18 protein-coding genes and 1 tRNA gene are annotated in these 21,153 nt (G+C 69.7%); 9 read left to right on the top strand and 10 right to left on the bottom strand.

Features of this window, described 5'->3' with window-relative positions; translation table 11 throughout:
• Positions 1-145: 145 nt before the first annotated feature.
• The 6 genes from ACEUEL_RS01520 to ACEUEL_RS01545 form a co-directional block, all read right to left on the bottom strand.
• A tRNA-Met gene (locus tag ACEUEL_RS01520) sits at positions 146-222 on the bottom strand.
• A 330-nt stretch (positions 223-552) separates the two neighbouring features.
• Positions 553-1,512 (bottom strand): dipeptide ABC transporter ATP-binding protein, encoded by a 960-nt coding sequence (locus ACEUEL_RS01525; RefSeq protein ID WP_405701445.1) that lies wholly within the window; start codon positions 1,510-1,512, stop codon positions 553-555.
• A complete protein-coding gene (locus ACEUEL_RS01530) occupies positions 1,509-2,507 on the bottom strand; it encodes an ABC transporter ATP-binding protein (RefSeq protein ID WP_405701447.1) in 999 nt (332 codons plus the stop codon). The genes ACEUEL_RS01525 and ACEUEL_RS01530 overlap by 4 nt, the downstream gene beginning before the upstream one ends.
• 3 nt (positions 2,508-2,510) lie before the next feature.
• Positions 2,511-3,416, bottom strand: a complete 906-nt coding sequence (locus ACEUEL_RS01535) for an ABC transporter permease subunit (RefSeq protein WP_405701450.1) — start codon at positions 3,414-3,416, stop codon at positions 2,511-2,513.
• The gene (locus ACEUEL_RS01540) at positions 3,409-4,419 is read right to left on the bottom strand and encodes an ABC transporter permease subunit (protein WP_405701452.1); all 1,011 of its coding nucleotides are present in this window, start codon (positions 4,417-4,419) and stop codon (positions 3,409-3,411) included. Before ACEUEL_RS01540 ends, ACEUEL_RS01535 begins: the two co-directional genes overlap by 8 nt.
• A gap of 175 nt (positions 4,420-4,594) precedes the next feature.
• Positions 4,595-6,187: an ABC transporter substrate-binding protein gene (locus tag ACEUEL_RS01545; RefSeq protein WP_405701454.1), complete on the bottom strand. Its 1,593-nt coding sequence runs from the start codon at positions 6,185-6,187 to the stop codon at positions 4,595-4,597.
• Between the two features lie 334 nt (positions 6,188-6,521).
• On the opposite strand from ACEUEL_RS01545, the gene ACEUEL_RS01550 reads away from it, so the two are divergent.
• Positions 6,522-7,973, top strand: coding sequence for a phospholipase D-like domain-containing protein (locus tag ACEUEL_RS01550; RefSeq protein WP_405701456.1), 1,452 nt, complete (start codon positions 6,522-6,524; stop codon positions 7,971-7,973).
• Here the strand turns inward: ACEUEL_RS01550 and ACEUEL_RS01555 are convergent.
• From ACEUEL_RS01555 to ACEUEL_RS01565, 3 genes are all read right to left on the bottom strand, one after another.
• A complete protein-coding gene (locus ACEUEL_RS01555; RefSeq protein ID WP_405701457.1) occupies positions 7,964-8,884 on the bottom strand; it encodes a hypothetical protein in 921 nt (306 codons plus the stop codon). The genes ACEUEL_RS01550 and ACEUEL_RS01555 overlap by 10 nt on opposite strands.
• Positions 8,885-8,985: 101 nt before the next feature.
• Positions 8,986-9,207 (bottom strand): SlyX family protein, encoded by a 222-nt coding sequence (locus tag ACEUEL_RS01560; protein ID WP_405701459.1) that lies wholly within the window; start codon positions 9,205-9,207, stop codon positions 8,986-8,988.
• Positions 9,208-9,344: 137 nt separating this feature from the next.
• Positions 9,345-9,620 (bottom strand): hypothetical protein, encoded by a 276-nt coding sequence (locus ACEUEL_RS01565; protein ID WP_405701461.1) that lies wholly within the window; start codon positions 9,618-9,620, stop codon positions 9,345-9,347.
• A gap of 240 nt (positions 9,621-9,860) precedes the next feature.
• Here ACEUEL_RS01565 and ACEUEL_RS01570 point away from each other — a divergent pair, with 240 nt between their 5' ends.
• The 8 genes from ACEUEL_RS01570 (at position 9,861) to mgtA (ending at position 20,788) form a co-directional block, all read left to right on the top strand.
• On the top strand, positions 9,861-11,726 hold the full coding sequence (locus ACEUEL_RS01570; RefSeq protein ID WP_405701464.1) for a M3 family oligoendopeptidase: 1,866 nt from the start codon (positions 9,861-9,863) through the stop codon (positions 11,724-11,726).
• 90 nt (positions 11,727-11,816) lie between these two features.
• Complete coding sequence (locus ACEUEL_RS01575) at positions 11,817-12,725, top strand: heme-dependent oxidative N-demethylase family protein (protein ID WP_405701466.1); 909 nt, start codon at positions 11,817-11,819, stop codon at positions 12,723-12,725.
• 178 nt (positions 12,726-12,903) lie between these two features.
• Positions 12,904-14,280, top strand: coding sequence for an ABC1 kinase family protein (locus ACEUEL_RS01580; protein WP_405701468.1), 1,377 nt, complete (start codon positions 12,904-12,906; stop codon positions 14,278-14,280).
• An 84-nt stretch (positions 14,281-14,364) separates the two neighbouring features.
• The gene (locus tag ACEUEL_RS01585) at positions 14,365-14,658 is read left to right on the top strand and encodes an aa3-type cytochrome c oxidase subunit IV (protein WP_405701469.1); all 294 of its coding nucleotides are present in this window, start codon (positions 14,365-14,367) and stop codon (positions 14,656-14,658) included.
• Positions 14,659-14,666: 8 nt separating this feature from the next.
• Complete coding sequence (locus ACEUEL_RS01590) at positions 14,667-15,821, top strand: Re/Si-specific NAD(P)(+) transhydrogenase subunit alpha (protein WP_405701471.1); 1,155 nt, start codon at positions 14,667-14,669, stop codon at positions 15,819-15,821.
• Between the two features lie 345 nt (positions 15,822-16,166).
• The gene (locus ACEUEL_RS01595; RefSeq protein ID WP_405701472.1) at positions 16,167-16,622 is read left to right on the top strand and encodes a proton-translocating transhydrogenase family protein; all 456 of its coding nucleotides are present in this window, start codon (positions 16,167-16,169) and stop codon (positions 16,620-16,622) included.
• A 13-nt stretch (positions 16,623-16,635) separates the two neighbouring features.
• The gene (locus ACEUEL_RS01600) at positions 16,636-18,039 is read left to right on the top strand and encodes an NAD(P)(+) transhydrogenase (Re/Si-specific) subunit beta (RefSeq protein ID WP_405701474.1); all 1,404 of its coding nucleotides are present in this window, start codon (positions 16,636-16,638) and stop codon (positions 18,037-18,039) included.
• A gap of 124 nt (positions 18,040-18,163) precedes the next feature.
• A complete protein-coding gene (gene mgtA / locus ACEUEL_RS01605) occupies positions 18,164-20,788 on the top strand; it encodes a magnesium-translocating P-type ATPase (protein WP_405701475.1) in 2,625 nt (874 codons plus the stop codon).
• Here mgtA and ACEUEL_RS01610 read toward each other — a convergent pair.
• Positions 20,733-21,119, bottom strand: coding sequence for an acyl-CoA thioesterase (locus ACEUEL_RS01610; RefSeq protein WP_405701478.1), 387 nt, complete (start codon positions 21,117-21,119; stop codon positions 20,733-20,735). The genes mgtA and ACEUEL_RS01610 overlap by 56 nt on opposite strands.
• Positions 21,120-21,153: the final 34 nt, after the last annotated feature.

The raw sequence follows: 21,153 nt of genomic DNA on the forward strand, positions 1-21,153 counted from the left end.
CACGCCCGGTATGAACGGTGCGGAATGTTCGCGGCGCTGCACGGCGAACTGCGCACCATCCTCGAATGGTCCGAGCGCCAGGCAATCGGAAAGACCGGCAAAAGAACAAAACCCGCAGCCGAGGCTGCGGGTTTGTCGGTATCAGTGGTTGCGGGGGCAGGATTTGAACCTGCGGCCTTCAGGTTATGAGCCTGACGAGCTACCGGGCTGCTCCACCCCGCGTCAGAACCGGAAGACGGCGACGCCATCTGCCGGCGCCGGCTATCTAGCAATGCCCGCCCCGAATGGAAAGGGGGCGACGGCATTTTTCGTCATCGCGCTGTCGTTATCGATGGAAAGAGGCCTTCAGATACCGCTTATCTTATTAAAATACCTCTTTCTTCAGCGACCTAGGGCTTTGAGCCTGTCGTGCTCGCAGGCCGGCGTTCGCCGGTCGTCATCCGAAACAACGTCCGGTCGAAAGGTGGCCTTCGAGTTCACGGCCGGGCAGCCGGGCGCCTTGGCTCGCGCGCGAAAAGGTCGGACCCGGGGATGATCCCCTCCGGCCGGCGCTTACACCGCCCAGCAGGCGACCTCGCGGCCCTGCTTGGTCTCCAGCGGCGGGGATTCGCGCCGGCAGCGGTCGAAGGCCAGCGGGCAGCGGGGATTGAAGGCGCAGCCCGCCGGCGGATCGAAGGGGGAGGGGAGTTCGCCTTCGAGCACGATGCGCTCGCGCTTGGCGCCGGGGTCCGCCACCGGCGTCGCCGAGAGCAGCGCGCGCGTATAGGGGTGCAGCGGGTGATCGAACAGCGCGTCGCGCGGGCCGTGCTCCACCGCCCGGCCGAGATACATCACCATCACGTCGTCGGCCATGTGGCGCACCACGCCGAGATCGTGGGAGACGAACACATAGGCGACGCCGAGTCGGTCCTGCAGTTCGACCAGCAGGTTCAGCACCTGCGCGCGCACCGAGACGTCCAGCGCCGAGACCGGCTCGTCCAGCACCAGGATCTTGGGGCGCAGGATCACCGCGCGGGCGATGGCGATGCGCTGGCGCTGGCCGCCGGAGAACATGTGCGGGTAGCGGCCGTGATGCTCGGGCCTCAGCCCCACCTGCCGCATCATGTCGAGCGCCCGTTCCCGCCGCTCGGCCGCGGAGAGGTCGGTGTTGACGAGGAGCGGCTCCTCGATCGCGTAACCGACCGTCTGGCGCGGGTTCAGCGAGCCATAGGGGTTCTGGAACACCATCTGCACCTCGCCGCGCCGGCGGCGGCGGGTGGCGGCGTCCGCATCCGCGACATCGGTGCCGTCGAGCAGCAGGGCGCCGGCGCCGGGCTTCTCGATCATGGTCAGCATGCGCGCCAGCGTCGACTTGCCCGAGCCCGATTCGCCGACGATCGCCAGCGTCGAGCGGGCCGGCAGGCGGAAGCTGATGCCCGCCACCGCCTTCACCGTGGCCTGCTTCGCGAACATGCCGCGCGAGACCTCGTAGGTCTGGGCGAGATCGACCGCCTCCATCACATTCGCGCTCATGCCGGCACCTTCAGTTCCGTCGGCTGGCCCATGACCAGCGGCGTGTGACACAGGGCAAAGCCGAGATCCGCGGGCGCGCGGGGTGGCGGCACGGTGCGGCAATGGTCGGTGGCGAAGCGGCAGCGCGGGGAGAACAGGCAGCCGCGCGGCCGGTCGGCGAGGCCCGGCACGACGCCGGGGATGGAGGGCAGCAGCCGCTCCTTCGCGCGTTCGGGCAGGGCGGCGAGCAGGGCGGCGGTGTAGGGGTGGTGCGGATCGCGGAACAGCCCCGCGGTCGGCTGCATCTCCACCTGCTGGCCGGCATAGTGGACGCAGACGCGCTGCGCGGTCTCCGCCACCACGCCCATGTCATGGGTGATCAGCACGAGGCCGACGCCGTTCTCGCGCTGCAGCCGCAGCAGCAGGTCGAGGATCTGCGCCTGGATGGTGACGTCGAGGGCGGTGGTGGGCTCGTCGGCGATGATCAGCTTGGGATTGCAGGCGAGCGCCATGGCGATCATCACCCGCTGGCTCATGCCGCCGGAAAGCTGGTGCGGGAAGGCTTTCAGCCGTCGCTCCGGCTCCGGAATGCCGACCTGGCGGAGCAGTTCGACCGAGCGTGCCTTGCGCTCGGCACGGCCGAGGCCGAGATGGGTCTTCAGCGCCTCGCCGATCTGGAAGCCGACCGTGAAGCACGGGTTGAGGCTCGACATCGGCTCCTGGAAGATCATGGCGAGGTCGCGGCCGATGATGGCGCGCCGCTCGCGCGGAGTGAGTGCCAGCATGTCGCGCCCGTCGAAGGCGAGGCGGTCCGCCGTCACCGTCGCGGTCCAGGGCAGCAGGCCCATCACCGCCAGCATGGCGACCGACTTGCCCGACCCGGATTCGCCGACGATGGCGACGAGTTCGCCCGGCGCGACGTCGAGGTCGACGCCGTCGACCGCGCGGAACGGGCCGCGCGAGGTGGCGAAGGTGACGGAGAGGTTGCGGATGGAGAGGAGGGGGGAGGGGGCCATGGCTCAGCTCCTCCTGAGCTTCGGGTCGAGCGCGTCGCGCAGGCCGTCGCCCATCAGGTTGATCGCCACCACGGTGACGAGGATGGCAAGGCCCGGCAGGGTCACGATCCAGGGCGCCGAGCGGATGAATTCGCGGCTGTCGGCGAGCATCGCGCCCCATTCCGGGGTCGGCGGCTGGGCGCCGAGGCCGAGGAAGCCGAGCGCGGCCGCTTCCAGGATCGCGTCGGAGATGCCGAGCGCGGCCTGCACGATCAGCGGGGCGAGGCAGTTCGGCAGCACGGTGACGAACATCAGGCGGATCTTGCCGACGCCCGCCACCTGCGCGGCGACGACATACTCCTTCGACAGTTCCGCCAGCGCCGAGGCGCGCACGAGGCGCACATAGCGCGGCAGGTAGACCACGGTCACCGCGACGATGGTGTTGACGAGGCTGGGGCCGAGGATGGCGACGACGAGGATCGCCAGCACCAGGCTGGGGATGGCGGTGACGAGATCCATGATCCGCATCACCACGGTCTCGACGATGCCCCGCAGGAAGGCGCTGGCGAGGCCCAGCACGATGCCCACCGCCACCGAGACCAGCATCACCGACAGGCCGATGCCGAGCGAGATGCGCGCGCCGTAGATGAGGCGCGAGAGCACGTCGCGGCCCACCGCATCGGTGCCGAAGGGGAACTGCCAGGTGCCGCCGGCCCAGACCGGGGGCTGCTGGACATGGGCCCGGAACTGCTCGATCGGCGAGTGCGGCGCGATGAAGGGAGCAAACAGGGCGAGGATGGCGATGAACACCACCACCGCGAGGCCGAGCACGGCACCGCGGTTCTCGCTGAAGGCGGACCAGAAGGCCCGCAAGGCGCCCGGGTCGCGGCTAGGTAGCCCTTCGCCGTCGCCGGCGGTCACGTCAGCCATGCCGGATCCTCGGATTGATGGCGACATAGAGGATGTCGACGAACAGGTTGACCAGGATGACGATGCCCGAAATCAGCATGATGCCGCCCTGGAGGGCGGGGTAGTCGCGGCGCGAGATCGATTCGATCAGCCATTTGCCGACCCCCGGCCAGGCGAAGATGGTCTCGGTCAGCACCGCGCCGGCGAGCAGCGTGCCGGTCTGCAGGCCGATCACCGTCACCACGGGGATCAGGGCGTTGCGCAGCGCGTGCAGGCCGACCACGCGGAAGGGCGAGAGGCCCTTGGCACGCGCCGTGCGCACATAGTCCTCGCCGAGCACCTCCAGCATGGAGGAGCGGGTCATGCGGGCGATTACCGCGAGCGGGATGGTGCCGAGCACGATGGAGGGCAGGATGAGGTGGGCCACCGCCGCGCCGAAGGCGCCTTCCTGATCGGAGAGCAGGCTGTCGATCAGCATGAAGCCGGTCACCGGCTCGAAATAATAGTTGATCAGGTCCATGCGACCCGACACCGGCGTCAGCCCGAGATATTCGGACATGAACATGATCAGCAGCAGGCCCCACCAGAAGATCGGCATCGAGTAGCCGGTGAGCGCCACCGCCATCACCGTGTGATCGAACACGCTGCCGCGCCGCACCGCCGCGATCACCCCCATGGGGATGCCGACGACGACCGCAAAGATGAGCGCGCAGAGCGAGAGCTCCAGCGTCGCCGGGAACAGGATGGCGAACTCCTGCAGCACCGGCGTCTTGGTGACGATGGAGACGCCGAAATCGCCGTGGACGAGGCCGCTGGCGTAGTCGAGGAACTGCTTCCAGACCGGCTGGTCGAGGCCGAGTTCGTGGCGGAACTGGGCGAGGCGCTCGGGCGAGATGCCGCGCTCGCCGGTGCGCACCTCGATCGGGTCGCCCGGCACGAGGCGGACGGCGATGAAGGTGACGAACATCAGCGCAATGAAGGTCGGCACCGTCAGCGCGAAGCGGCGGAGGAGGAGTTTCAGCATGGGGGATTCGCTGGCATGAGGCGGGCCGTAGGGCTGGGCCATGGCTCGCGGGGCGCAAAGGCCGCGGACACACGGCGTGGCGGGTATGCGCCTTATGCGGAAGCCGCTCCCGGGCATGGCATGGCCATGTCCGGGAGGGCGTCGGTGCGGGCGGCGCGCAGGCGCCGGCCCCGGATCACTTCAGCGAGACGCCGTAGAAGTCGTGACGGCCGAGCGGGCTGACCTTGTAGTCGACGACTTCCTTGCGGGTGGGCTCGTACACCACCGAATGGGCGATGGTGAACCAGGGCGCCTCCTCCTTGGCGATGACCTGCGCCTGCTCGTAGAGCTTGGTGCGCTCGGCCTTGTCGGAGATGCCGCGGGCCTTGACGATGAGGTCGTCGAACTCCTTGTTGCACCACTTGGACAGGTTCTGCCCGCCCGGACGGGCAGCGGCGCAGCCGAGCAGGAAGAAGAAGTTGTCCGGATCGCCGTTGTCGCCGGTCCAGCCGAGCTGGCCGGTCATGTGCTCGCCCTGCTGCAGGCGCTTGCGGTACTCGCCCCACTCATAGGAGACCAGCTTCGCGTTCACGCCGATCTTGGCGAGATCCGACTGCATGATCTCGGCGATGCGCTTGGCGTTCGGGTTGTAGGGGCGCTGCACCGGCATCCACCACAGGTCGATGTCGAGCGGCGTCTTCACGCCGGCGTCGGCCAGCATCTTCTTGGCCTTCTCGGGATCGAACGGGTAGTCCTTCACGTCCTTGTTGTAGGACCAGATGGTCGGCGGGATCGGGTTGACCGCGCCGACGCCGGCGCCCTGGTAGACGTCCTTGATGATGGCGGCCTTGTCGATCGCCATGTTGAAGGCCTGGCGGACCTCCTTCTTGTCGAAGGGCGGCTTCTCGGTGTTGAAGGAGAGGTAGCCGATGTTGAGGCCCGGCTGCGAGAGCAGGTTGATGGCCGGGTCGGTCTTCATCGCGGCGATGTCGGCCGGGTTCGGCGCGATCATCACGTGGCACTCGCCCTTCTTGACCTTGGCGTAGCGCGCGGTGGGGTCGGGGGTGATGGCGAAGACGAGGTCGTCGATCTTGGCCTTGCCGCCCCAGTATTCCGGGAACGCCTTGTAGCGGATCACCGCGTCCTTCTGGTAGTTCACGAAGGTGAACGGGCCGGTGCCGACCGGGATCTGGTCGAACTGCTCGGGCGTGCCCTTCTTCAGCAGGTAGTCGGCGTATTCCTTGGACTGGATGGTCGCGAAATCCATCGCCAGATTGGCGAGGATCGGGGCGTTGGGCTCGGTCAGCGTCAGCTTGACGGTGTAGTCGTCGACCTTGTCGAGGCTCTTGATGAGCTTCGGCATGTCCATGTCGTTGAAGTAGTCATACGCCCCGCCGGAGATCTTGTGGTAGGGGTTCTTGTCGTTCGACTGGCGGTCGAAGGAAAACAGCACGTCGTCGGCGTTGAAGTCGCGGGTCGGCTTGAAATCCTTGGTCGCGTGGATCTTCACGCCCTTGCGCAGCTTGAAGGTGATCTCCAGCCCGTCGGGGCTCACGGTCCAGCTTTCGGCCAGCGCCGGCTCGACATCGGTGGTGCCGCGGGTGAACTCGACGAGCTGGTTGTAGACCGGGCGGGCGGCGTCGAAGCTGGTGCCCGTGGTGTTGAGCGCCGGGGTGAAGTTCTCGGGGCTGCCTTCCGAACAATAGACAAGCGTCTTGGCATAGGCGGGCGCGGCGAGCACCGCGAGGACGGTGGCCGCGGCAACGATCTTCGCCTTGAACAGCGACATGATGAGAATTTCCCTCTTTCGGTCCGCCCGGCGGACTCCCTCGAACGGGGAGATTGCGACCAAGCCGTCTCGGGCGGTTGTAGCTGGCGAAATCAAACACGCCATTTCACGCCGCGCAATCGGGTTTGATCGGTCGTTTGGCGGATTGACGCAGCGCCCCGTTGCGACCATCGCGCGAGAGCGCGCGAGGCGGGTGCCACGCCGATTTCTTGTTACCTAACGTAAGTTTGTGCCCGGGAGGAGCGCTCCCACGCGGCGGCGGAATTGGCGGCGGCGTCGTTTCCTGCGATGGTCAGGCGGGGAATCGCCCGGCTTCCGGGTGGGTAGGGACGCGATGGGCACCGTCTGGGCCACGTACTGGCCGCATGTCGTGCTGGTGGCGAGCATCGTCATCGGCATCGCCGCGGCCGTTCACGCGGCAATGACCAAGGACGACGTGCGGGCCGCGATCGGCTGGGTCGGCGTCATCCTGCTGTCGCCCTTCCTCGGCGCGGCGCTCTATCTCGTCGCCGGCATCAACCGGGTGCGCCAGTCGAGCGTCGGGCACCGCCGCGCGGGAGCCGAGCGTGGCACCGCGCGCGTGGCCGGCGAGGCCGAGCTCGCCATTCCCCCGCTTCCCGACCCCGCGCTCGCCTCGATGAAGAAGCTGGGCGACGCCATCTCCGCCTTCCCGCTCACCGCCGGCAACACGGTGCGCCTGCTGGCCGGCGGTGACGCGACCTACCCGGCGATGCTGGAGGCGATCCGCGGGGCGAAGCGCTTCATCGCGCTGTCGACCTACATCTTCGACAATGACGACATCGGGCGCGAAGTGGCCGATGCGCTGATCGCGGCCAAGGCGCGTGGCGTGCAAGTGCGGGTGCTGATCGATGCCGTGGGCGCGCGCTATTCGCGCCCGCCGATCACGCGGCGGCTGGAGGCGGGCGGCGTCACCACCGGGCTGTTCCTCGGCAATGTCATCGGCTTCCGGCTGCCCTACGCGAACCTGCGCAGCCACCGCAAGATGCTGGTGGTGGACGGCACGGTGGCGCTGACCGGGGGCATGAACATCCGCGCCCAGTTCCTCACCGCGCTGGCCGGCGAGAACGTCGCGCACGACACCCATTTCCGCGTCGTCGGGCCGGCGGTGGCGCAGGTGCTCACCGTGTTCCGCCACGACTGGCTGTTCGCCACCGGCGAGCGCCTGTCGCCGACCGAGTGGCAGGCCGATCCCGATGCGCCGTCGCCCGCGCCCGGGCCGACCGCGGCGCGTATCGTTCCCTCCGGTCCCGACCGCAACCTCGCCTGCACCCACAGCATGATCCTCGGTGCGCTGGCGGTGGCGCAGGAACGGGTGCGGATCGCCTCGCCCTATTTCCTGCCGGACCAGCAACTGATCGCGGCGCTGGCGACGGCGGCGCGGCGCGGGCTGGAAGTCGACATCGTGATTCCCTCCGCCAATAATCTGCGCCTCGTCGACTACGCGATGACGGCCCAGCTCAACCAGGTGGTGTCGGTGGGCTGCAGGGTGTGGCGGGCGGGCGGCGCCTTCGATCATTCCAAGCTGATGGCGGTGGACGGGGCGTGGGCCTATGTCGGCTCGTCCAATCTCGATCCGCGCAGCCTGCGGCTCAATTTCGAGCTCGATCTCGAGATCTATGACCGTGCGCTGGCAGGCGAGGTCGAGGCGCGGATCGGGCAGCAAATGGTCGGCGCGCGCGCCGAGACGATGGAGAGCCTGCGGGGCCGCCCGTTCTGGATGCGGCTGCGCAACCGCGCGATCTGGCTCGCCTCGCCCTATCTCTGAGCGGCCGGCGGCTCCGTGGCCGGTGTCGCCAGGACGTGGTGCTCGTGCGAGGCCGCGAAGAACAGGCCCAGCGCCCAGCCGATATAGAAGCGCAGGTCGACGAGCAGGTCCGACGAGGCATAGGGGCTGATGTCGTCGTGACCGCTTGCGGCCAGGACGATGTCGGCGATCGCGGCCAGGATCAGCCACAGCGCCGCGATGCCGGCGGTCAGTCGGGCGAGGCGGACGAAGACGGGCTGGTCCTGCCGGCGCGCCAACTCGCGATAGCCCGCGAACAGGATCACCAGGCACGGCAGCGCCGTCGTTGCCATCGATGCGGGGGCCCAGCCGAAACTCCAGCCGGCGATCAGCGGCGACAGCGCCGCCAGAATGCCCGTGGGGACCGCGAGCCAGCCTGCGTGCCGGGCCTGCCAGGCGAGGGCGACGAGGAAGGGCACCAGGGCCCAGCTCGCTGCGAGTTCGATCGCCTCGCGCAGGTTCTCCCCTTCCGCGGCGTGCTCGGGCGACACGAACCCGGCGATGGCCTCGTGAAGGCACACCGACACCAGCCCGAAGGCGAGGCCGAGGCTGAGGGTGAAGGCGGGGCCGTAGGCGCCGGCGTGGGCTCCGCGGCCGCCCGTCAGCAGGTTGCGCGCCTGCTCGATGAGGGGCTCGACGAAGGAGACGAAGACCAGCGCGATGAGCAGGGCCGAGATCAGGTTGAGCCATGTCGCATGGCCGAAGAAGCGTCCGAGCCCCTGCCAGATGAACTCCGGCGCCGCCGCGCATATCGCGATGCCGGTGGCGATGGCGACGGCCTCCGCTGCCACCCTGAGCGTCGGCGCACCGCCGGGACGCTGCGGGCGTGTGGTCGCACGGCTCGCCGCGACAACCGCCGCGTCGGAGGGCTCCCTCGCGTCTTCGGCCGCCATGGTGATCTCGCTCGTGCCCGGTTGGATCCGGCGGCATCGCCGGCCGCGCGGCCTCGTGTTGCCGGAAGATGGAGGGTTTCAGGACCGGCTCTCCGCCGACCTCAGTAGTGTGGCGGCGGCGGCTCGGGGGCGGCGGGGCCGCCGCGTTCCTCGGCGGCCTGCAGGCGCTCGACGACATGGGCGAGCTGGCGCGCCAGCCGGTCGATCTGCTCCCACTGGGAGGTGAGCGTCCGGTTGAGATCCTCGATGATCTCGTCCTGATAGGCGATGCGGATCTCGAGCGCGTCGATGCGCGCCTCGGCTGCGGTGTGCGGGTGGTTCATGGTGCCGGCCTCCGGCCTGCGCTCGCACCCAGAATGCAACGGGCGGCGCCGTTGCATTCTGGGTGCGAGTTCAGGACTTGGGAAGGGGGTGGATCATGCGGTCTCCTCCATCCGGGCGCTTGGGGGCGCCGCCGCGCTCACACGAGGGCGGCGCTGGCGGCACGGCGGTGGATCGAGGCGATCATGCGCTCGGCCGACTGCAGGGCTTCCGCATCGACCGGCGACGGCCGGCTGCGGGGGCGGCTGACCATCGGCGCGCCGGCCGCGGCGGTGTTGAACGTCCAGGCATCGTCGTCGAGCGTGCGGGCGACGGGGGCCTCCTCGGCCGTGCGGTGATCGAAGGCCGAGAACAGCCACGCGGCAGCCTGGCCGACGAAGGTGGTGCGGGTCGAATTCATCTGGACCGTGTTCATTTCAGCCTCCCCTGGCTTCGCCGCATCGATGTGCGGCACGCGTCTCAGTGAGGATGAAGCTACCCGGGAGGCTGATCGGGCGATGTGACGGGCGTCACAAGATGTCGGGTTCCGCGCGGGAGGGCGATCGGCGCCGGCTCGGGCGTTGATCCGCGGCCGCGGCGCACGATATCTATGCGGCGCCGCCCGATGCGGCGCGTTCTGGTCCGTCGCGGGCCGCCATCGTCGTCAGGAGCCGTCATGTCCCACAGCACCACCGCCGGCGCCTCGCCGCTCGCCCGCCCCGTCACGGCCGCCGACGGCGCCGTCGCCGCGGCTCCCGCGCTGGGCAAGCTGCCGCAGTGGAACCTCGACGACCTCTATGCGGGCATCGATTCACCCGAGCTCGAAGCCGACCTCGCCCGCGTGCTGAAGGAGTGCGCGGCGTTCGAGGCCGCCTACAAGGGCACGCTCGCGGCGCGGGTCGAGAGCCTGCCGGTGGGCGCGGAGATGGCGGCGGCGGTGGAGCGCTACGAGGCGATCCAGGACCTGCTCGGCAGGCTCTATTCCTATGCCGGCCTCGTCTATGCCGGCGATACCACCGATCCGGTGCGCGCGAAGTTCTATGGCGACGTGCAGGAGAAGCTCACCGACGCCTCCACCCACCTGCTGTTCTTCACGCTGGAACTCAACCGGCTGGACGACGCCAAGGTCGAGGCGGCGCTGGCGAACACCGCCTTCGGCCACTACCGGCCGTGGATCGAGGATGTGCGGCGCGAGAAGCCCTACCAGCTCGAGGACCGGGTCGAGCAGCTCTTCCACGAGAAGCATGTCAGCGGCCGCGGCGCCTTCAACCGGCTGTTCGACGAGACCATCGCGGCGCTGCGCTTCGAGGTGGCCGACCAGTCGCTCACCCTCGAGCAGACGCTGAACCTGCTGGCGGAGCCGGAGGAGGCGACCCGGCGCACGGCGGCGGAAGCGCTCGCCAAGGTGTTCGGTGAGAATGTCCGCCTGTTCACGCTGATCACCAACACGCTGGCCAAGGACAAGGAGATTTCCGACCGCTGGCGCGGCTTTCAGGACATCGCCGACTCACGCCACCTCGCCAACAGCGTCGAGCGCGAGGTGGTGGACGCTCTGGTCTCCGCCGTCCACGCCGCCTATCCGCGCCTCGCCCACCGTTACTACAAGCTGAAGGCGAAGTGGTTCGGCAAGGATCGGCTGGAGTTCTGGGACCGCAACGCGCCGCTGCCGAAGGTGGAGACGAAGCCGATCGCCTGGAACGAGGCGCGAGACACGGTGCTCGGCGCCTATTCGGCCTTCTCGCCGAAGATGGCCGACATCGCCCGCGACTTCTTCGACAAGGACTGGATCGATGCCGGCGCGCGGCCGGGCAAGGCGCCGGGCGCCTTCGCCCATCCCACCGTGCCGTCCGCGCACCCCTATGTACTGCTGAACTATCTCGGCAAGCCGCGCGACGTGATGACGCTCGCCCACGAACTCGGCCACGGCGTGCACCAGGTGCTGGCGGCGCCGAACGGCGCGCTGATGGCGCCGACGCCGCTGACGCTGGCGGAGACGGCCTCGGTGTTCGGCGAGATGCTCACCTTCCGCAAGCTGCTCGACGCCGCGCCCGACCGGAAGGCGCGCAAGGCGATGCTGGCCTCGAAGGTCGAGGACATGATCAACACGGTGGTCCGGCAGATCGCCTTCTACACCTTCGAGCGGCGGGTCCACACCGAGCGCAAGGCGGGCGAGCTGACCGCCGAGCGCATCTGCCAGCTGTGGATGGAGGTGCAGGCCGAGAGCCTCGGCGAGGGCATCCATCTCGGCGAGGGCTACGAGTATTTCTGGGTCTATATCGGCCACTTCATCCATTCGCCGTTCTATGTCTACGCCTATGCGTTCGGCGACTGCCTGGTGAACTCGCTCTATGCGGTCTACGAGCAGTCCTCGGCGGGCTTTGCGGAGCGCTATTTCGCCATGCTCTCGGCGGGCGGCACCAAGCATCACTCCGAGCTGCTGGCGCCCTTCGGTCTCGATGCCCGCGACCCGGCCTTCTGGCAGACCGGTCTCGGCCTGATCGAGCGGATGATCGGCGAGCTGGAGGCGATGGAAGAGGCGTGAACGCGGCCCGTCGGTTCGTATCGAGGGCGGCCATGGCGGCGGCCGCCCCGCGTCCGGCCCACCTCGCATCGCTCCACGACGGAACCCCCCATGAGCGAACTGCTCCACACGCCCTATGACGGCACGCGCAAGGCGTTCTCGGTCGCGCTCGCCCCGCTCGATCTCGCCGACTGGCTCGAGCCGGATGCGCGGCTGGCGCGCGACCTCGCCGAGCGTCGCGACCTGATCGCCTCCCGCCGCGACGTGGTCCTGCGGGAGCGGCCCGATACCCGCGCCGCGCAACGGGAGGTGCTCGACCTCGTGGTGGCGCATGTCACCGAGCGCTTCCCGCAGATCTACCGGCGCGAGGGACAGCGCCTGCGCATCCTGCCGGCGGAAGTATCGGTCGATCTCGACGAAGCCGGCGAGGCGCCGTTCGCCATTGCCGGCCGGCTGGTGCAGGAAGACCTGCTGCTGATGCGCAAGGAAGCCGGCGCCTATCACCTGGTCGCCGGCGTGCTGTGCTTTCCGTCCGCCTGGTCGCTGGCGGAGAAGTTCGGCCAGTCGCTCGACGGGCTGCACGCGGTGGTGCCGGGCTATCGCGAGAAGCTCGCCACGGTGATGAACCGCATCTTCGACAATCTGAAGGTCGAGATGCCGGTCTGGCGGCTGAACTGGTCGATCTACCCGGACGACCGCCGGCACCATCCCGAATCGAAGGAGCATCCGCGCGACTGGTTCGGCGACGAGGGCCACCTCGACACGCAAGCCTTCATCCGGGTGGAGCGGCAGACGCTGCGGCGGCTGCCGCTGAGCGGCGACATCCTGTTCACCGTGCGCATCCATGTCGATCCGTTCGCCGCCTTCCGCCGCCACCCTGAGGGGGCGCGCCTCGCCGCCGGACTGCGCGACCAGATCCTGGCGCTCGACGCGGACCAGCTCGCCTACAAGGCGCTGGCGGCGCATCGCGACGCGGTGGCGGGCGCCCTGGACAGGATCGCGGCCGGCCGCACTGGCTGATCGCGTCCGTGCGGGCGGCGATCCGGCAGGCGCGGTCCTGCGTATCTACGCCCGCCGGTGCGTCGTCGGCGGAATGCGGACCAACTGCCCCCGGTCCCCTTGCCCATGGCGTGCCGGCACCCAATGTCCAGTGGGTCCTGGCGGTCGATCGGCCGGTCTTCGGACGAGAGGAGCCCGCGTGAGCGATACCGATCCGCCCAGCCCCGATCCCGAGGCCAACCGCCTGGCCGCCCGTGCGGCCCGCTATGCGAAGGTGGGCGGGCGCGTCGGCGGTGTCGCCGCGCGCATCGCCGGCACCCGGCTGCTCGGCCTCGAGAGCCGGGGCGGAGGCAATGCGGCGGCGCTCGCGGGCGCGCTCGGCGGCCTCAAGGGACCGATCATGAAGGTCGCCCAGCTGATGGCGACCATTCCCGACGCGCTGCCGGCCGACTATGCCAGCGAACTCGCCAAGCTGCAGAGCGAGGCCCCGCCGATGGGCTGGGCCTTCGTCAAGCGGCGGATGATGGCCGAGCTCGGCCCGGACTGGATGGCCCGTTTTGCCAGCTTCGAGAAGGAGCCGGCGGCGGCGGCCTCGCTCGGGCAGGTGCACCGGGCGGTGGCGCTCGACGGTGAGACGCTCGCCTGCAAGCTCCAGTATCCCGACATGCAGTCGGCGGTGGAGGCGGATCTCGCCCAGCTCGAAATCCTGTTCGCCGTCCACCGGCGCATGGGCGCGGTGATCGACACGCGCGAGATCGCCCAGGAGATCGGCGACCGCGTGCGCGAGGAGCTCGACTACCGGCGCGAGGCGATGCACATCGCGCTCTATCGCGAGATCCTCGCCGACGAGCCGCTGGTGCGGGTGCCCTCGGTGCGGCCCGAGCTCTCCACCGGCCGGCTGCTGACGCTGTCCTGGCTCGCGGGCGGGCGCCTGCTCGACTACAAGGGCGAGAGCCTCGAGGTGCGCAACCGCATCGCGCGCGCCATGTTCGCGGCGTGGTGGCTGCCCTTCGCGCGCTTCGGCGTGATCCATGGCGACCCGCATCTGGGCAATTACACGGTGTTCGAGACGGACGGCGAGGCGGGCGGCATCAACCTGCTCGACTATGGCTGCATCCGCATCTTCCCGCCGTCCTTCGTCGCCGGCGTGATCGATCTCTACGAGGGGCTGAAGCGGGGCGAGGATGCGCGCATCGTCCACGCCTACGAGACGTGGGGGTTCAAGGGGCTGAAGCGCGAGCTGATCGACGTGCTGAACATCTGGGCGCGCTTCATCTACGGGCCGCTGCTCGACGACCGGGTGCGCACCATCGCCGACGGCGTCACGCCCGGCGAGTACGGCCGGCGCGAGGCGTTCCGCGTGCATCAGGCGCTGAAGGCGAAGGGGCCGGTCACCGTGCCGCGCGAATTCGTCTTCATGGACCGCGCCGCCATCGGCCTTGGCGGGGTGTTCCTGCACCTGGCGGCGGAACTCAATTTTCACCGCCTGTTCGAGGAGGCGATCGCCGACTTCGCGGTGGAGCGGGTGGCGGCGCGGCAAGGCGCCGCAATGGCGCGGGCGGGACTCTCCGGTTGAGATGGGGGTTCGGCGTTGCCGGACCGGGCTTCTTCCGCTAAAGCGGCAGGGGGTCGTATTATCCATTAGAAGGGGGGGATCGCCATGGCCGATCACGGAGCGCCGCAATACGTCACGGCGGACGGCAACGATTACGCCGAGCACGTCGGCACCTACAACTTCTTCACCAAGTTCACCCTGGTCGGCACGCTATCGCTGGTCGGCGTGATGATCTCGCTGGCGATCGGCGGCGCCCATGGCCATTGGGGCCTTGCCAGCCTCGGCACGATCGCGTCGCTGGTCGCCTGTGCCATCGGCCTCGCCTCCGACGACGGCAAGCCAAAGATCCTGTTCGGCCTGGTCGGCGTCCTGTTGTTCGTCCTGATCGTCACTTCGTGAGCACCGCCATGCGTATCTCGACCCTCAAGGAGCCGGCATTCGAGCCGCGCGTCGCCGCTTCCCCCGACACCGTGAAGCGTTTCGTCGGTCTCGGCGCGGAGGTCGTGGTGACCGCCGGTGCCGGCCTCGCCTCCGGCATCGTCGATGCCGACTACGAGGCGGCCGGGGCGACCATCGTCGCCACCAATGCCGACGCCGTCGCCGGTTCGGACGTGATCCTCGCCGTGCGCCGTCCCGAAGCGGATGCGCTTGCCGGCGTGAAGTCCGGCGCGCTGGTGATCGCCACCGCCGACCCCTATGGCCACGAGGCGGAACTCGCCGCGATCGCCGCCACCGGCGCCAATCTCTTCGCCATGGAATTCATGCCGCGCATCACCCGCGCGCAGGTGATGGACGTGCTGTCCAGCCAGGCGAACCTCGCCGGCTACCGCGCCGTGATCGATGCCGCCGCCGAGTTCGGCCGCGCCTTCCCGATGATGATGACGGCGGCCGGCACGGTGCCGGCAGCGCGCGTGTTCATCATGGGCGTGGGCGTGGCGGGCCTGCAGGCGATCGCCACGGCCCGCCGTCTCGGCGCGGTGGTGACCGCCACCGACGTGCGTCCGGCCACCAAGGAGCAGGTGGAGTCGCTCGGCGCGAAGTTCCTCGCGGTCGAGGACGACGAATTCAAGAACGCCCAGACGGCCGGCGGCTACGCCAAGCCGATGTCGGCGGAGTATCAGGCCAAGCAGGCCGTGCTCACCGCCGAGCACATCCGCAAGCAGGACATCGTCATCACCACCGCCCTCATTCCGGGCCGCGCCGCGCCGAAGCTGGTCTCGGCGGCGATGGTGGAATCGATGAAGCCGGGTTCGGTGATCATCGATCTCGCCGTCGAGCGCGGCGGCAATGTCGAGGGCGCGGTGGCCGGCGAGATCGTCACCACCGCCAACGGCGTCAAGATCGTCGGCCATCTCAACGTTGCCGGCCGGGTCGCGGCGAGCGCCTCGCAGCTCTACGCCAAGAACCTCTACGCCTTCGTCGAGACGCTGATCGACAAGGGCGCCAAGGCGCTGGCGGTCAAGTGGGACGACGAGCTGGTCAAGGCGACCCTGCTGACCAAGGACGGTGCGGTCGTGCATCCCTCCTTCAAGCCGCAGGACGCCGCTGCCGGCGCTGCCTGATACCTCGTTCGCGATCCCGGCGCGCCGCCGTTCGTGCGGCGGCGCGCCGGTCGAGCGACCGGCCGGTGCCGGAACGCGCGGCTTGCGACACAAGTCCTTGCCAATCAAGCGTCTGGGGCCTATTGCGCGTGCGGGGATGGGTGCGCGCCAATGGCGTCATCCCGGTTCGGCCTGACTCCGCGGCTCGTGCGGTGAGGACAGGTGCGCACCGGCGTCGCTGGGGGTCCCGGATTGCGGTCCGGTGCGGCGCGACGGCTGGTTGATCGTTTCCCGTGCTGGTATAATGTACACCAATCAAGCCTGAGGGCGGCGCGGGCAGCCCTGACAATGTGAAGGGGATGAAACATGGCCAATCCAGCGGGGGCCACTCCGGGAGCGGTTGAGGCTCTGGAAGGAGCCCGGGTAGCGGCGGAAGTCGCGCGGCAGGCGGCGGACGCTGCCCAGGCCTATGCCGACGCGGCGGCGGCCGCGGTGGGCGCCGCGGCGCACGGGATCACGGGCGGCGCGATCGACCCGTTCGTGTTCCGGCTCGCCATCTTCGTGCTGGCGGTGTTCGTCGGCTATTACGTGGTGTGGTCGGTGACGCCGGCGCTGCACACCCCGCTGATGAGCGTCACCAACGCCATCTCCTCGGTGATCGTCGTCGGCGCGCTTCTGGCGGTAGGCGTCGACACCGTCGCGCACGGCACCGGCTGGGCGCGCGGCTTCGGCTTCCTCGGGCTGATCCTGGCCTCGGTGAACATCTTCGGCGGCTTCCTGGTCACCAGCCGGATGCTCGCCATGTACCAGAAGAAGAAGTGAGGGGCCTGCACCGATGAACGCCAATCTGGTCGCAGTCCTGTACCTCGTTTCCGGGGTGCTCTTCATCCTCGCGCTGCGCGGGCTCTCCAGCCCCGTCACCTCGCGCCAGGGCAACATGTTCGGCATGGTCGGCATGACCATCGCCGTGCTCACCACGCTCGCGGCGAGCCCGCCGGCCGGCTTCGGCGGCTGGCTGCTGGTCATCGGCGGCATCGCCATCGGCGGCGGCATCGGCGCGGTGATCGCCAAGCGCATCGCCATGACGCAGATGCCGCAGCTGGTCGCGGCCTTCCACTCGCTGGTCGGCCTCGCGGCGGTGGCGGTGGCGGCGGCGGCGCTCTATGCGCCGGCGGCCTTCGGCATCGGCGATCCCGGCCACATCCATGCGCAGGCGCTGGTCGAGATGAGCATCGGCGTCGCCATCGGCGCCATCACCTTCACCGGCTCGGTCATCGCCTTCGCCAAGCTGAACGGCAACATGAGCGGCAAGCCGATCATGCTGCCCGGCCGCCACGTCATCAACGCGGCGCTGGCGATCCTGATCGTGGTGCTCATCGTCATCCTGACGCTGACCGAAAGCCACACGGTGTTCTGGCTGATCGTCATCGCCAGCCTGGTATTCGGCGGCCTGATCATCATCCCGATCGGCGGCGCGGACATGCCGGTCGTCGTCTCGATGCTGAACTCCTATTCCGGCTGGGCGGCGGCGGGCATCGGCTTCACCCTGGGCAACACGGCGCTGATCATCACCGGCGCGCTGGTCGGCTCCTCGGGCGCGATCCTGTCCTACATCATGTGCAAGGGCATGAACCGCTCCTTCATCTCGGTCATCCTCGGCGGCTTCGGCGGCGATACCGCCGCGGCGGGCAGCGGCGTGGTCGAGACGCGGCCGGTCAAGCAGGGCTCGGCGGAGGATGCCGCCTTCATCATGAAGAACGCGGCCAAGGTCATCATCGTGCCGGGCTACGGCATGGCGGTCGCGCAGGCCCAGCACGCGCTGCGCGAGATGGCCGACAAGCTGAAGGAGGAGGGCGTCGAGGTGAAGTACGCCATCCACCCGGTCGCCGGCCGCATGCCCGGCCACATGAACGTGCTCCTCGCCGAGGCGAACGTGCCCTATGACGAGGTGTTCGAACTGGAGGACATCAACTCCGAGTTCGGCCAGGCGGACGTTGCCTTCGTCATCGGCGCCAACGACGTGACCAACCCGGCCGCGAAGACCGACCCGACCTCGGCGATCTACGGCATGCCGATCCTCGACGTCGAGAAGGCCAAGACCGTGCTGTTCATCAAGCGCGGCATGGCCGCCGGCTATGCCGGCGTCGAGAACGAGCTGTTCTTCCGCGACAACACCATGATGCTCTTCGCCGACGCGAAGAAGATGGTGGAAGAGATCGTCAAGAACCTCGCCCACTGACCGGGCCGCCTTCGGGCCCGGCTACGGCTGATTTCGTACCGCCCGGCGGAAGGCTCGCGAGCCCTCCGCCGGGCGGTTGCGTTTGCGGGAAACTACGCTTCCCCCCGGCGCCGGATCGGCGATCATGCCGCTTTCGGGCCGGACGAGGGAGCGCGGCGTGGAGGCGGGCGGCGAGCGGACACAGGCGGCCGCGACGGGGGCGTTCTGGACGCTCGATCGCGCGACCCTGTTCGCGCAGCTCGGCTGCGACGGCAGCGGGCTCTCCGCCGCCGAGGCGGCGCGGCGGCGCGCGGAGCATGGGCCGAATGCCGACGCCGCCGGGCGCACCGACGGTCTCGCCGCCGCCGTGCTGCGCCGCCTGCTCGAACCGCTGTCGCTGATCCTGCTGGCCGCCGGCCTCGTCTCGGCGGCGACCGGCGACGGCGTCGGCGGGCTGATCATCGTCGCCATCCTCGCCATCTCGGTCGGCCTCGACACCGTGCAGGAGCGCGGCGCGGTGCGCGCGGCCGAGCTGCTGCGCCAGTCGGTCGCCTTGCGGGCGGAGGTCCGGCGCGACGGGGTGCTGGTCTCGCTCCCGGTGGAGGAGCTCGTGCCCGGCGACGTGGTGCGCGTGCGCGCCGGCGACATCGTCCCCGCCGACTGCCTGGTGCTGGAGGCGGCGGCCTTCACCGCCGGCGAGGCGATGCTCACCGGCGAGCCCTATCCGGTGGAGAAGCGCCCGGGCCGGGTCGCCGCGCTGAGCCCCGGCGAGGCGAGCAACGCGCTGTTCCGCGGTGCCGTCGCCCAGACCGGCGAGGCGACCGGGCTCGTCGTCGGCACCGGGCGCGACACGGTGTTCGGCGCGGCGGCGGCCGCGCTGGCGCAGACGCAGCCGCCTTCGCCCTTCCAGCGGGACCTGCGCGAACTCGGCCTCGTCATCGCCCGGCTGACGCTGGCGCTGGTGGTGGTGGTGCTGGCCGCGCATGTGATGTTCGGCCGGCCGGTGCTGGAATCGCTGATGTTCTCGGTGGCGCTGGCGGTCGGGCTGACGCCCGAACTGCTGCCGATGATCACCACGGTGACGCTGGCGCGCGGGGCGATCCGCATGGCCAAGCGCAAGGTGATCGTGAAGCGGCTGGCCGCGATCCACGATCTCGGCGCGATGACCGTGCTGTGCACCGACAAGACAGGCACGCTGACCGCCGCGCAGATCACGCTGGCGCAGAGCCTCGATCCGGCCGGCAACGCCGATCCGCGTGCGGCTCGACTCGGCGCCGTCGCGGCGGAACTCGGGGGCGACCGCGGCTCGCTCGACACCGCGCTCGCGGCGGCCGGGCAAGGCGCGGCGCAGGGCTGGCGACTCGAGGCGCGCCAGGCGTTCGACTTCACCCGCCGGCGGGGCTCGGTGCTGGCGAGCGGCCCCGAAGGGCGGCTGCTGATCGTCAAGGGCGCGCCGGAGGCGGTGCTGGCGACCTGCACGCTCCGGCGCGAAGGAGGCGCGTGTCTCCCCCTCGACGCGGCCGCCGGCCGCCGCATCGCCGACCACATCGCCGCGCTGGCGGGAGAGGGGCTGCGCACCGTCGCGGTCGCCTCGCGGATCATGCCGGAAGCGCGCGCGGCGATCGGCGTCGAGGACGAGAAGGGGCTCGTCTTCGAGGGGCTGTGCGCCTTCGCCGATCCGCCCAAGCCCGATGCGGCGGATGCCATCGCACGGCTGGCGCAGGCGGGCGTGCGGCTCAAGATCCTCTCGGGCGACGACCCGCTGGTGGTGCGGCGGCTCGCCGGGCTGGTCGGCCTGCCCGCGCCCGACGTGCTGACCGGCGCGGAGATCGCCGCGCTCGGCGACGAGGCGCTCGCCATCCGCGTGCGCGCGGCGGATGCGTTCGGCCGCCTCGCGCCCGACCAGAAATCGCGCATCGTGCGCGCGCTGCAGGCGGACGGGGCGGTGGTCGGCTTTCTCGGCGACGGCATCAACGACGCGCCCGCGCTCCGCGCCGCTGATATCGGCCTGTCGGTGGACGGCGCCACCGGTGTCGCGCAGGCCGCTGCCGACATGATCCTGCTCGCCCCCGACCTCGCCGTGGTCGCCGACGGGGTGGAGGAAGGCCGGCGGACCTTCGCCAACATCCTGAAATATGTGCGGATGGGCGCCAGCTCGAATGTCGGCAACATGCTGTCGATGGCGGTGGCCTCGCTGGTGCTGCCCTTCCTGCCGATGTTGCCGACGCAGATCCTGCTCAACAACCTGCTCTATGATCTCTCCGAGCTCGGCATTCCCTTCGATGGAGTGCGGGCGGAGGCGGTGCGGCGGCCGCAGGTCTGGGACATGGGCGCGCTGCTGCGCTTCGCCGGGGTGATGGGGCCGCTCTCCTCGCTGTTCGACCTGATCACCTTCGCCGCGCTGATCTTCCTGTTCGCGGCGAGCCCGGAGGAGTTTCGCACCGCCTGGTTCCTCGAATCCATCGCGACGCAGATCCTGGTGATCTTCATCATCCGCACCCGCGAGCGGCCCTGGCGCGATCCGCCGCGGGCGGCGCTGGTCGCTTCCTCGCTGGGGGCGCTGGCGCTGGCGCTCGCGCTGCCCTTCACGCCGGCGGGCGCGTGGCTCGGCTTCGTGACCCCGACGACGCCGACCCTGATCGGCATCGTCGCCATCGTGGTCGCGTATCTCGTGGCGGCGGAATGGGCGAAGGGACTGGCGGTGCGCGGCCGGTCTATTCCGGCGGCAGGGCGCGGGGGCGGCGGTCCTCGCCGATGGCGACGAAGGTGAAGGTCGCCTCGGTCACCTTGACCAGCACGTCGTCCTCGCGCTTGCGGCGCCAGGCCTCGATATGGATCTTCATCGAGGTGCGGCCGGTGGCGAGGACCTCGCCATAGAAGCTCACCTCGTCGCCGACCAGCACCGGGCTGAGGAAGGTCATCGCCTCGACGGCGATGGTAGCGGCGCGCCCGCGCGCGCGGCGGGTGGCGACGTTGCCGGCGGCGAGGTCCATATGGGCCATCAGCCAGCCGCCGAAGATGTCGCCGGCGGGATTGGTATCCGCCGGCATGGCGATGGTGCGGATCACCGGGTGGTGGGGCGGCGGGCCGTCCTGCGGCATCGGAAACCTCGTCGGTATCGCGGCGCGGGACGGC

It is taken from the genome of Ancylobacter terrae, from assembly GCF_045108345.1.
Taxonomy (GTDB): Bacteria; Pseudomonadota; Alphaproteobacteria; order Rhizobiales; family Xanthobacteraceae; genus Ancylobacter.